Annotated in this window: 11 protein-coding genes and 1 tRNA gene; 6 read left to right on the top strand and 6 right to left on the bottom strand. The window is 66.2% G+C overall.

All coding sequences use genetic code 11. The annotated features are described in order from the left end of the window. Window positions 1–121: 121 nt before the first annotated feature. The gene (locus RMO51_RS07655; RefSeq protein ID WP_310393508.1) at window positions 122–1,519 is read right to left on the bottom strand and encodes an MFS transporter; all 1,398 of its coding nucleotides are present in this window, start codon (window positions 1,517–1,519) and stop codon (window positions 122–124) included. Between the two features lie 226 nt (window positions 1,520–1,745). On the opposite strand from RMO51_RS07655, the gene RMO51_RS07650 reads away from it, so the two are divergent. Then, window positions 1,746–2,558 (top strand): DUF5602 domain-containing protein, encoded by an 813-nt coding sequence (locus RMO51_RS07650; protein WP_310393506.1) that lies wholly within the window; start codon window positions 1,746–1,748, stop codon window positions 2,556–2,558. A gap of 77 nt (window positions 2,559–2,635) precedes the next feature. On the opposite strand, the gene RMO51_RS07645 is transcribed toward RMO51_RS07650, so the two are convergent. Both RMO51_RS07645 and RMO51_RS07640 read right to left on the bottom strand, forming a co-directional pair. After that, window positions 2,636–2,723, bottom strand: a tRNA-Ser gene (locus RMO51_RS07645). Window positions 2,724–2,908: 185 nt separating this feature from the next. Beyond that, window positions 2,909–3,994: an asparaginase gene (locus tag RMO51_RS07640; RefSeq protein WP_310393504.1), complete on the bottom strand. Its 1,086-nt coding sequence runs from the start codon at window positions 3,992–3,994 to the stop codon at window positions 2,909–2,911. A 122-nt stretch (window positions 3,995–4,116) separates the two neighbouring features. Between RMO51_RS07640 and mqo the strand changes: the two genes are divergently transcribed. Beyond that, window positions 4,117–5,622 (top strand): malate dehydrogenase (quinone), encoded by a 1,506-nt coding sequence (gene mqo / locus RMO51_RS07635; protein WP_310393502.1) that lies wholly within the window; start codon window positions 4,117–4,119, stop codon window positions 5,620–5,622. A gap of 153 nt (window positions 5,623–5,775) precedes the next feature. Continuing rightward, window positions 5,776–6,336, top strand: a complete 561-nt coding sequence (locus tag RMO51_RS07630; RefSeq protein WP_310393501.1) for a GNAT family protein — start codon at window positions 5,776–5,778, stop codon at window positions 6,334–6,336. Between the two features lie 187 nt (window positions 6,337–6,523). On the opposite strand, the gene RMO51_RS07625 is transcribed toward RMO51_RS07630, so the two are convergent. Together RMO51_RS07625 and RMO51_RS07620 are read right to left on the bottom strand one after the other, a co-directional pair. Then, a complete protein-coding gene (locus tag RMO51_RS07625) occupies window positions 6,524–7,306 on the bottom strand; it encodes an arylamine N-acetyltransferase (RefSeq protein ID WP_310393499.1) in 783 nt (260 codons plus the stop codon). A 38-nt stretch (window positions 7,307–7,344) separates the two neighbouring features. Further along, entirely contained in the window at window positions 7,345–8,214 is an 870-nt protein-coding gene (locus tag RMO51_RS07620; protein WP_310393498.1) for an SDR family NAD(P)-dependent oxidoreductase, read from the bottom strand. 229 nt (window positions 8,215–8,443) lie between these two features. Between RMO51_RS07620 and pncA the strand changes: the two genes are divergently transcribed. Both pncA and RMO51_RS07610 read left to right on the top strand, forming a co-directional pair. Continuing rightward, the gene (gene pncA / locus RMO51_RS07615; RefSeq protein ID WP_310393495.1) at window positions 8,444–9,058 is read left to right on the top strand and encodes a bifunctional nicotinamidase/pyrazinamidase; all 615 of its coding nucleotides are present in this window, start codon (window positions 8,444–8,446) and stop codon (window positions 9,056–9,058) included. A 40-nt stretch (window positions 9,059–9,098) separates the two neighbouring features. Further along, complete coding sequence (locus RMO51_RS07610; RefSeq protein WP_310393493.1) at window positions 9,099–9,872, top strand: hypothetical protein; 774 nt, start codon at window positions 9,099–9,101, stop codon at window positions 9,870–9,872. Between the two features lie 12 nt (window positions 9,873–9,884). Here the strand turns inward: RMO51_RS07610 and RMO51_RS07605 are convergent, their stop codons facing one another. Then, a complete protein-coding gene (locus RMO51_RS07605) occupies window positions 9,885–10,496 on the bottom strand; it encodes a peroxiredoxin-like family protein (RefSeq protein ID WP_310393491.1) in 612 nt (203 codons plus the stop codon). A gap of 142 nt (window positions 10,497–10,638) precedes the next feature. Here RMO51_RS07605 and RMO51_RS07600 point away from each other — a divergent pair, with 142 nt between their 5' ends. Further along, window positions 10,639–10,983 carry a hypothetical protein gene (locus RMO51_RS07600; protein WP_310393489.1) on the top strand — a complete coding sequence of 115 codons (345 nt, stop codon included), beginning with the start codon at window positions 10,639–10,641 and terminating at the stop codon, window positions 10,981–10,983. Window positions 10,984–10,997: the final 14 nt, after the last annotated feature.

Below are 10,997 nucleotides of genomic sequence, written 5' to 3'. Positions count from 1 at the left end.
GATGTGGCGCGCGGCCGGCACATGCCGGCGGGGTTCTGTCACAATTAATTTGTTTTTATACAGGCCGCGGGTGTTGAGCGGCACCTCTCGCCTTGTCGGCCCCCTCTAAATTATTTCTTTCTCATCCTTCATTTCGTACTGTCAATGGCGGCGAGCTGGGAAAAGCGGCCGGGGCGGGGGCCGCGTCCTCGCGCAGCTTCTTGCCGCGCAGCGTGAGCAGAAACACGAAGCCCAGCACGAAGAACACAATCAGCGAGAGGATGCTGTTGCGCATCGAGCCCGTGATTTGGGCGATGAGGCCGAAGACGGCCGTGCCGATAACGATGGAGAGCTTCTCGGTCACGTCGAAGAAGCTGAAGAAGGCGGCGGTGTTGGGCGTGTTCTCGGGGATAATCTTGGAGTAGGTGGAGCGGCTCAGGCTCTGGATGCCGCCCATGGTGAGGCCGATGACCGCCGCCAGGGCGTAGAAGCTCCAGCCGGCCTGCACGAAGTAGCCGGCCACGCAAATCAGCCCCCAGATGGCCACCGAGTAGCTCAGGGCCCGCGTGTTGCCGATGCGCTCGGAGAGCTTGGCGAACAGGTAGGCGCCGAGGATGGCCACCACTTGCAGCAGCAGGATGGTGACGATGAGGGCCGTGCTTTCGAGGTGCAGCTCCTTGTCGCCGAAGATGGTGGCCACGTACATCACCGTTTGCACGCCCATGTTGTAGGTGAAGTAGGCCAGCAGAAACTTCTTGAGATTGGGCAGGCCGGCGAGCTGGTCCCAGACCTTGCCCAGCTCGCGGAAGCCGTTGAGCAGCCAGCCGGCGTCGGCCGCGGCGGCCCCGGCGGGGCGGCCGGGGTCGGCGGGCAGCGTCGCGAACGGAATCTGGGCAAAGCCCGCCCACCAGAAACCCGTCAGCAGAAAGCTCAGGCGGGTGGCGAAGCCTTTGGTCAGCCCGAAGGTTTCGTTGAAGGTGATGAGCACCAGGCACGTCACCAGCAAAATCACCGAGCCCACGTAGCCCATCGAAAAGCCCCGGGCCGAGAGGGAATCGTACTTGGCCTCGCTGCTGATTTCGGGCAGGTAGGAGTTGTAGAACACGATGCTGCCGCTGAAGCCCACCGTGGCCGCGATGAACACGAACGTGGAGAGCGTGAGCGTATCCTTGGTGAAGAAGAACAGCCCCGCGCACGCCGCCGCCCCCAGGTAGCAGAAGAATTGCAGGAACAGCTTCTTGCGCCCCGAGAAGTCGGCCAGCGAGGTGAGAAACGGGCTGACCAGGGCAATGAGCAAAAAGGCAAACGAAATAGCGTACGTCAGCAGCGACGAGCCCGGCACTTGAAAGCCGAAGAAGCTCACCACGTCGGTCGGGTTGATGTCCTTCGTGACGCTGCCCCAGTAAATCGGGAAGATGCTGCTCGTAATCACGAGCGGGTACACCGAGTTGGCCCAGTCGTAGAACGTCCAGCCGCGGGTGATGCGCTTGTTGTCTTTTTCGACGGGGGCCGGGGCGGTCAGGGTCGGGGATGGGGTCATGGGGAGCGGCGCGGGGGGTGGTGGAAACGCCGGGCAAGGTAGCGGGTTTTTGGGGTTTCGCGGGCAGGTGGCGGGGTGCGGGGCCCGCGGCGGGCCGCCTCCCGGGCCCACCACAGGAACCGGTTATCTTAAAGATTTCAATGATTAAATTTAATTATATTAATTAATATTTAACTATATTTATTATGCGGTGAGCAACGGTGCTTCCGCGCTAGTTCACCCCACCATGCTCACATCTTTCGCGCGGCCATTGGCCGTTTGGTCCCGTCCGGCGGCGTTGCTGGCCCTGGGCCTGCCGCTGCTCCTAGCTTGCAGCAAAACCGAAGACTCAGCCCCCGCCCAGCCGTCGGTGGCCTACGGGCCCACCGTGCAGGTGGGCGGCGGCTCGGCCCGCGGCTTTGTGGCGGCCGATGCCGCCGGCAAGCCCGCCGAAATCGGCCTCGCCCTCACCGAATCTGCCCTCGCGGGCCTGCCCACGGCGGCGGTGAGCCCCATGTTCGACGTGGCCCTGCCCCCCAGCGCCGCTGCCGGGCAGCTGCCCTTCGACCACATTTCCCTCGGCTGGAACCCGCTCGGCCACGACCCGGCCCCGACCTACTCGGCCCCGCACTTCGACGTGCACTTCTACCTGCAGTCCATGGCCGCGCAGCACACCATCACCCTCGACGACCCCAAGGGCGACATCTTCCCGGCCGCCGGCCTGCTGCCCACGGGCTACGTCACGGCGCCCAACGCGGCCCCTGCGCGCACCAGCCCCATGATGGGCCGCCACTGGGTGGACCCCACCAGCCCCGAGTACGCGCCCGGCGGCACGTTCACCCACACCTTCGTCTACGGCACCTATGACGGGCACGTCACCTTCCTGGAGCCCATGCTGACCAAGGCCATGCTGGTGCCGGCCGTGGGCGTGGAGCAAGCCATCAAGCAGCCCGCGGCCCACGAGGCCACCGGCAAGTACTACCCCACCAAGTACACCATCCGCCACGACGCGGGCACGCACGAGTACCTCATCACAATGAAGGATATGGTGCTGCGCTAAAACATCCGTTGCCAACAAGTGCCGTCGTGACCAGCAGAATAAAAAAGCCCGTTTCCTTAGTAGAAACGGGCTTTTCGTTGAGGGGATGGGATTCGAACCCACGATGACCTTTTGAGCCATACACACTTTCCAGGCGTGCTCCTTCGACCACTCGGACACCCCTCAAGGATGGTGGTTTGTGGGGCAAAGATAGGGCGGTGATTAGTGATTAACGGTTAGTGATTAGTGATTAATGATTGGTGCGCGCGAAACAATCACTTGGTTGGCGGAGCGGCCGTCCCGACCGAACAAACAAATAATGGGTTTCAACCAACCGTTAATCACTAAACACTAACCATTAATCACTGCTTTCACGGCGTGATTTCCCCGCGCAGGTCCTGGGTGAGCAGCTGGCGGGTGCGGTCGTCGCCCAGGCCGAGGCCGAGCACGAACATGAGCTTGGTCACGGCCGCTTCGGTGGTGATGTCGTCGCCGCCGAGCACACCCAGGTCGGCGAAGTGGGCGCTGGTTTCGTACTGGCCCTGCACCACGCGGCCCTCCTCGCACTGGCTCACGTTGAGCAGCCACACCCCGCGGGCCCGGGCCGCGGCCAAGCAGGCCAGGAACCAGGGGGCGGTGGGCGCGTTGCCCGAGCCGTAGGTTTCGAGCACGCAGCCGCGCAGGCCGGCAATGCCGAGCACGGCCGTCACCACGGCCTCGGTGATGCCCGGGAACAGGCGCAGCACCGCCACGCCGGTTTCGAGGTGCTGGTGCACCTTGAGGCGGGCGCCGGGCAGCAGGCGGATGCTCTTGTCGGCAAACTCCAGGGCGATGCCGGCGCGGGCCAGCGGCGGATAGTTCTCGCTCTTGAAGGCGGCGAACTGCTGGCTTTCCACCTTCTTGGCCCGGGTGCCGCGGATGAGCACGTCGTTGAAGAACACGCACACCTCGGGCACCCGCACGGTGCGGGCCCGGGGGTGGCGGGCGGCCGCAATTTCGAGGGCCGTGACCAGGTTGCGCTGGGCGTCGGAGCGGCTGGCGCCCACCGGCACCTGCGCCCCGGTGAACACCACCGGCTTGCCCAGGTGCTCCAATACGTAGCTCAGCGCCGCCGCCGAGTAGGCCATGGTGTCGGTGCCGTGCAGCACCACGAAGCCGTCGAAGTCGGCGTAGTGCCGGCCGATGAGCCCGGCTAGGAACAGCCAGTCGGCGGGCGTCACGTTGCTGCTGTCGATGGGCGCGGGCAGGCTCACCAGCTCCAGCCGAAAGAGCAGCCGGGCCAGCTCGGGCATCTTGCGATCGAGGCGGCCGAACTGCATGGGCACCAGCTCGCCGGCGTGGTTGACGGCCATGCCGATGGTGCCGCCGGTGTAGATGACCAGCAGCCGGGGCGCGGCGGCGTCGGCCGGGTCGGCGCGGGTGGGCAGGGGCAGCAGCGGCAGGTCGAGGTCGGGCACGGGGGAGCGGGAGGTGGTTTGCGGGCGCAAGGTAGGGCGGTGGTTTTTTCGCCAACCAGCAGCCCCGGGCCGCGGTCTGCCGTATGGCTTTTGGCCCTTCCCTCCTTAACTTCTTCTTTGCGATGACCCCAACTGCCCCCGACCCCGCCAAACCCGTCACCGACGTCGTGCTCATCGGCGCGGGCATCATGAGCGCCACGCTCGGCGTGCTGCTCAAGGCCCTCGACCCCGCCCTGACCATTGCCGTGTTTGAGCGGCTCGACGCCGTGGCCGCCGAAAGCTCCGACGCCTGGAACAACGCCGGCACCGGCCACTCGGCCTTCTGCGAGCTGAACTACACGCCCGAGCGTCCCGACGGCAGCATTGATATTTCCAAAGCCGACAAGATTGCCGAGCAGTTCGAGCTGAGCAAGCAGTTCTGGGCCTCGCTGGTGCAGGCCGGCCAGTTGCCCGACCCGGCCTCGTTCATCCAGAGCATCCCGCACATGAGCTTCGTGTGGGGCGCGGCCAACGTGGCGTACCTGCGCAAGCGCCACGCCGCCCTGCTGCACTCGCCCCTGTTCCAAGGCATGGAATTCAGCGACGACCCCGCCCAGATTGCCGCCTGGATACCGCTGGTGATGGACGGCCGCGACCCGGCGGCGCCCGTGGCCGCCACCCGCATGGCCATCGGCACCGACGTCAACTTCGGTGCCCTCACCCGCGCCCTGTTCCGGCACCTGCGGGCGCTGCCCGGCGTCGAGTTTCACCTCAACCACGAGGTGGAGGACTTCCGGCAGAAGGACGACCGCATCTGGCGCCTCAAGGTGAATTACCTGGGGCTCGACGTGAGCCGCATCGTGCGGGCCCGGTTCGTGTTCATCGGGGCCGGCGGCGGCTCGCTGCCGCTGCTGGAGAAGTCGGGCATCCCGGAGGCGGCCGGCTTCGGCGGCTTCCCCGTGAGCGGGCAGTGGCTCAAGTGCCAGAACCCCGCCGTGATTGCCCGGCACGAGGCCAAGGTCTACGGCAAGCCGGCCGTGGGCTCGCCGCCCATGTCGATGCCCCACCTCGACACCCGTCAAATCAACGGCCGGCAGGAGCTGCTATTCGGGCCTTACGCCGGCTTCAGCACCAAGTTCCTGAAGCAGGGCTCCTACGGCGACTTGTTCAAATCCATCGAGCTGGGCAACATCCGGCCGCTGCTCTACGCCGGGGCCCGCAACCTGGGCCTGACCAAGTACCTCATCGGGCAGGTGCTGCAGTCGCCCGAGGAGCGCACCGCCGCCCTGCGCGAGTACTACCCCGGCGCCGACCCCGCCGACTGGCAGCTGGCCGTGGCCGGGCAGCGCGTGCAGGTCATCAAAAAGGATAAGAAGGAAGGCGGCGTGCTCGAATTCGGCACCGAGATGGTGACGGCCGCCGACGGCTCCATCGCCGCGCTGCTGGGGGCCTCGCCGGGCGCCAGCACCGCCGTGGCCATCATGCTCGACCTGGTGCAGCAGTGCTTCCCCGAGCGGGCCGCCTCGCCCGAATGGCAGGCTCAATTTCGGGCGCTGGTGCCCTCGTTTGGCAAACACCTGGCCGACGACCCCGCCCTGACGGCCGCCGTGCGCGCCCGCAGCCGGCAGGCGCTGCAATTGGAAGCATAAAGGGCCGTTATGCTCGTCGCGTGGGGTGCCGGGCCGGGCTTCCGCGCCCCACGCGACGAGCAACAACCTGGACGCGCCGCACCGATAGGCCGACTCCCTCACTACCTTGCGGGCTTCTTCGTCACGCCTTTGAAAGCCGAACCCGCCGCGCTCATGATTAAACTAGAAGCCTTCACCGCCGCCGATTTTGCCCAACTCATGACCTGGGTCGACGACGAGCGGCTGATGAAAGAATGGAGCGGCTCCATGTTCTCGTTTCCCCTCAGCGAGGCCGGCCTGACGTGGTACGTGGAAGGCTCCAACAACGTGCACGACCCGGACGTCTTCATCTACAAAGCCGTGGATTCGAAGACCGGCGGCACGGTGGGGCACATCTCGCTGGGCGGCATCAGCCAGCGCGACCGGGCCGGGCGCATCACCCGCGTGCTGGTGGGCAACAGCAGCGAGCGCCGCCGGGGCATCTGCCAGGGCATGGTGCGGGCCCTGCTGCGCATCGGCTTCGAAGACCTCCGGCTGCACCGCATCAGCCTGGGCGTGTACGATTTCAACCACGCCGCCATCAATTGCTACCTCAAGTGCGGCTTTCGGCAAGAAGGCGTGCTGCGCGACGTGGTGAAGCACGGCGACGACTACTGGAGCCTGGTGGAGATGGGCATTCTGGAAGACGAGTGGCGGGCGCTGCACCCGGCATTGCCGAGTCCGGTCGCTGGTTGAAGGCGCTGGCCCAACGGGTCGTCCCGCCGCGAACGGGTTGTTGGGTCGGGCGCGGCGCGGCGTCTCGCGTGCCGAAGTGGTTCAACGGTCCAGGGACTCGCGCGTGATGCTGTGCCGCGCCCGGCACTCCGTTGCCTTTGACCACCCGTTTGGAGAGTCTTCACCGACGCTGTCGACCCGGCCCCGGCTAAATAGCCGCCACCGGCAGCCGGATGCCGAAATACGTGGCCAGGGCCTGCTCGTAAGCAGCGTCGGTGAGCAGTTGGGCGGTGGTGATGCCGTCGGCCCGCCGGATTTTCAGCTCCCGGTCGACCAGGCTGACGCGGAAGTCGGGGGCGGCGCGGGTGCAGATGCGCTGCTTGCGAAACGGCGAATCGGGCGACTGGGAGTAGAAGAAATTCATCATCTGATAGTCGCTGGGCTGGGCCTCATCGAGGGTAAACGTGTACAGGCTCTGCCATTCGCCCCCGATTTGCAGCTGCAAATGATAGTTGTGGTGCGGCGCGGCCCGCAGGCGGTAGTGGTCAAAAAACTGGTGGCTCTCCGCGTCCGCCACCAGCGGAATGGGTTCGATGAGGCCGTTGGTGCCAAAGCCCAGGTCGGCCAGCCAGGAGTGGCCGGCGGCCTCCACCCGCAGCACCTGGTGGGCGCGGGGCCGCAGCGGGTGGCCGGCAATCAGGTTGCGGCCCACCAGGCCCGTCACGGAGAAGCCCAGTTCGAGCAGCACCAGCCGAAACAGCCCGTTGAGCTCGTAGCAGTAGCCGCCCCGCTCCTCGGCAACGAGCTTGCGCTGGAGGCTGGCCGGGTCGAGGGCAATGGGGCGGTTGCGGTGGAGGTCGAGGTTTTCGAACGGAATGCTGAATGCCTGCGCCCGGTGCAGGCCCACGAGGGTTTCGAGGGAGTGCGCGAGGGGGCCGTGGTAGCCGATGCGGGCGGTGTAGGCAGCGAGGTCGACGGCAGAGCTGGGCATGAGCGGCAAGAAGCTATTGCAACGAATTGGCCCGTTAATTACGCCAGAAACTGGGTGCCCGTCAGCTGCTCGCTCAACTTCCACAGCTGCCGGGCGTGCTCGGGGGAGTTGAAGCTGTGCTGCACGGGTTCGGCCCTTTTTTTGGCGAAGTAGCCGCCGCTGACGGCCGCCGCCTCGGGGGCCGAGGCCAGGAAAATACTGGTTTCGGCCCCTTTCTCCACCGAGAGCATGAGCGGGCGGGCCAGCTGCGTGAGCGTGCCCAGCCAACCGCCGGCGCTGTCGCCGAAATTGCTGGCCACGGCGCCGGGGTGCACCGCGTTGGTGGTCACGTTGGCGACGCCGTGGGCGCGCAGGCGGCGGGCCAGCTCCTGGGTGAACATGATGTTGTAGAGCTTGGTGTTGCCGTAGACGCGCAGGGCGCTGTAGCTCCGGGCCGACTGCGCATCGGCCAGGTTGGGCTTGGCAAATTTATAAGCCATCGACGCCACGTTGACCACGCGGGCGGCGGGGCTGGCCCGCAACTGGTCCAGCAGCAGGGCCGTGAGCAGGAACGGGCCGAGGTGGTTGGTGGCCAGCCCCAGCTCGTAGCCGTCGGGGGAGAGCTGGCGCGCGGCCCCAAAAATCAGCCCGGCGTTGTTCACCAGCACGTCGAGCCGGGGGTAGCGGGCGGCAAACTCGGCGGCGGCCCGGCGCACCTGGCTCAGGTCGGCGAGGTCGGCCAGCAGCACGTCGACGCGGTCGTGGCCGGCCGCGGCCTGGATTTCGCGTTGGGTGGCAGCGGCCTTATCGGCGTTGCGGGCCAGCAGTACCACGTGGGCGCCCATTTTGGCCAGCTCGGTGGCCGTGACTTTGCCGATGCCAGAAGTGGCGCCGGTGACGAGAATAATCTGTTGCTGGAGGTCGGGCATGGGGAAAGGATGAATGGAGGATGGATAGGAGCGTAAACGTAACTGCGCGCCCGATGCTTGGTTTATCGTAGAAAGCTTTGGTGAACTGGTCGGAGTAGCTAAGGCTAAGAATGCGATTGATGTTTTGCTCATCTGGCGTCCGCGCAGCCGAAGCATGACACCAAAATCAACACCCCAGCCCGCTCTCGGCACGCTGTTCTTTTGTTCAAATTGCCCCCAACTTGCGCCCATGAAAGCTCTCCTGCTAATTGATATTCAGAACGACTTTTTGCCCGGCGGCCGGCTGGCCGTGCCCGAGGGCGACGCCATCATTCCGCTGGTGAACGCCTTGCAGCCGCGGTTCGACCTGGTGGTGGCCACCCAGGACTGGCACCCGGCCGGCCACCAGAGCTTCGCCAGCAGCCACGCGGGCCGCCGGCCGTTTGAGCAAATCGACCTGCACGGCCTCCCGCAGGTGCTCTGGCCCGACCACTGCACCCAGGCCAGCGCCGGGGCCGAGCTGGCCGCGGCGCTGCACCCCGAGCGCATCGAAGCCATTTTCCGCAAAGGCACCAACCCCGAAATCGACAGCTACAGCGCGTTTTTCGACAACGGCCACCGCAAGAGCACCGGCCTGGCCGACTACCTGCGCGGCCGGGGCGTGACGCAGGTGTACGTGGCCGGCCTCGCGGGCGACTATTGCGTGTATTATTCGGCCCTGGATGCGCTGGCCGCGGGATTCGCCACGACGGTGATTGAGGACGCTACCCGGGCTATTTCGGGCGAGGGCTTCGACTTAGCCAAGGCCGATTTGCAGGCGCGGGGCGCGCAGCTGCGGCCGGGCGCCGAGGTGCCCGGCCGCTGAGCCGGGGCGCTATATTTGGCCGTCTCCAACTTGTGGCTTTATGTCGTTTCGCAACTTTCTACTCACCCTGGGCGTGCTCACGGGCCTGGTGCTGGCCACCTTTTTCGGCTTGCGGGGCTTGCGCATGTCCACGGGCAACTTGATTGACTGGCTGGTGGGCGTGGCCATCCTGTGGTGGCTGGCGGTGGTCACCACCCTGCCCTGGAACGCGCACTTTGCCGCCCGCCACGTGGTGGAAGAGGCGCAGGCCTCCCGCGAAACCGGCATTGCGGTGAACGAGGCGCAGGTGGCCTTTGCCCAGCGCATCGCCACGCGCTTCCGCGGGCTGGCCATTGGCCTGCACCTGCTCACGGCGGCGGTGCTGTTTGGACTGGCGTACTACCGCGTGGTGGCGGTGGGCTACCCGGCGGCCGTGGCGGCGCTGGTCCTCACCTTTGCCCGCCCCGCTGAGCGGGCTTACGAGCACCTGACCGAGCGGCTGCGCCTGATGAAACACCAGGTGCAGTACCCGCGCGAGGACGTGGTGGAGCTGCGCAACCGCGTGCAGGAGCTGGAAAGCCGGCTGGCAAGCACCACCTACTCGCTGAACGCGGAAGAAACCGGCTCCTGGGCCTACTCCCTGGCCCAGGCCCAGGCCACGGTGGCGCGGCGCCTCGACCGCCTCGACTCCCTGCTTGAAGAACTGACCCGTGCCAACGCCCGCGAGCACGAAGCCCTGGCCCGCCAGACCGCCCAGGAAATTGCCAAGCTCTCGGAAGACGCCCGATTCCTCAACCAGGTCCGGGAGCTGATTCGGTTCGTGAAGGAGGCTTAATCAAACCATCTATCACAGGGCAGCCGCTACTTGCTTCACGCTTGCGCGCTTGCGGTAGTCGGCGTTGAAATAGGCGTACTTGATTTTGCCGTCTTGGCCGATGATGTAGGTGGCGGGCACGGGCAGCACGGCCGCGTCGGCGCCGTTGGCGGCCAGCAGGTCCACACCGAAGCCTTTGTACTTGGCGGCCACGTCGGGCTGCACGGTGAAAGCCGTGCGGTAGGCTTTCATGATGGCAAAGTTCTGGTCGTGCACGATGGGGAAGCCGGCCTTGGTTTTGGCCACGGTCTTGCCGATATTGTCCTGGGTTTCGGGCGACACCACCACTACCTGGGTGCCTTTGGCCGTGAGCTGCTGCAGCGAATCCTGGAGCTGACTCAGCTGCTTGTTGCAGTAAGGGCACCACTGGCCGCGGTAGAAATACAGCACCACGGGGCCTTTTTTCAGCAGTTGCTCCAGGTCGATTCCGCGGCCGTTGGCGTCCCGGGCGTTGAACATGGGGGCCGGGTCGCCCACGGCCAGGGCGGCGGCCGTGAGGCCAGGGGCCGGATTTTGCGCCTGAGCCACCGACGCAGTCAGGGCCGCGAACAACCCGAGGGCCGCGGCGCGCAGTACATTCTTCATGGCATACCGAAAAAGGTGGAACGCCCAGGCTGACGCCCGGCCCGGCGCGGCCTTACACCTGCCAGCCGCCGCAACGGCCAGTGCCGCCGTTCGGGGGGCCCGCACGCACCGCTGGTGGACGGGGCGGCGCTACCTTTGGCCCATGTCTCGTCTGCTCGCATTCCTCCTCCTGCTTGGCACCGCCAGCGCCCTAGCCAGCTGCCAGCAGGTTCCCCAAGCAGCCAGTGTGCGGCCCGGCCCGGCGGAAATAGTCCAGCCCGCACCCGGCGCGCAAACCGCCGCGCAAGCCCGGGACGCCGTGGCCCGCTTCCTCCAAACCCAGCCCAATGCGGCACTTTTCGTCCTCGATTCGGCCCGCGTGAACGACAACGAAACCAGCTGGCAAGTGCTGGTGCCGCGCACCGACTGGGCGCGGCGCATGCCCAACCGGGCCCGGTTTGAGGTGGACAAAGCCACCGGCGCCGTGCGCCCGGCGCCGGTGAAATAGGCCCGCCACACCCG

Source organism: Hymenobacter sp. (assembly GCF_031398885.1).
In the GTDB taxonomy this organism is placed as follows: Bacteria; Bacteroidota; Bacteroidia; order Cytophagales; family Hymenobacteraceae; genus Hymenobacter.
The sequence above is the reverse complement of the archived record's forward strand: the minus strand, read 5'-3'. Positions and strand labels throughout refer to the sequence as shown.

Excerpts from the sequence above, each read along its gene's own strand:
- RMO51_RS07655 (WP_310393508.1), bottom strand. The coding sequence starts at position 1,519 with ATGACCCCATCCCCGACCCTGACCGCCCCGGCCCCCGTCGAAAAAGAC.
- RMO51_RS07650 (WP_310393506.1), top strand. The coding sequence starts at position 1,746 with ATGCTCACATCTTTCGCGCGGCCATTGGCCGTTTGGTCCCGTCCGGCG.
- mqo (WP_310393502.1), top strand. The coding sequence starts at position 4,117 with ATGACCCCAACTGCCCCCGACCCCGCCAAACCCGTCACCGACGTCGTG.
- RMO51_RS07630 (WP_310393501.1), top strand. The coding sequence starts at position 5,776 with ATGATTAAACTAGAAGCCTTCACCGCCGCCGATTTTGCCCAACTCATG.
- RMO51_RS07625 (WP_310393499.1), bottom strand. The coding sequence starts at position 7,306 with ATGCCCAGCTCTGCCGTCGACCTCGCTGCCTACACCGCCCGCATCGGC.
- RMO51_RS07620 (WP_310393498.1), bottom strand. The coding sequence starts at position 8,214 with ATGCCCGACCTCCAGCAACAGATTATTCTCGTCACCGGCGCCACTTCT.
- pncA (WP_310393495.1), top strand. The coding sequence starts at position 8,444 with ATGAAAGCTCTCCTGCTAATTGATATTCAGAACGACTTTTTGCCCGGC.
- RMO51_RS07610 (WP_310393493.1), top strand. The coding sequence starts at position 9,099 with ATGTCGTTTCGCAACTTTCTACTCACCCTGGGCGTGCTCACGGGCCTG.
- RMO51_RS07605 (WP_310393491.1), bottom strand. The coding sequence starts at position 10,496 with ATGAAGAATGTACTGCGCGCCGCGGCCCTCGGGTTGTTCGCGGCCCTG.
- RMO51_RS07600 (WP_310393489.1), top strand. The coding sequence starts at position 10,639 with ATGTCTCGTCTGCTCGCATTCCTCCTCCTGCTTGGCACCGCCAGCGCC.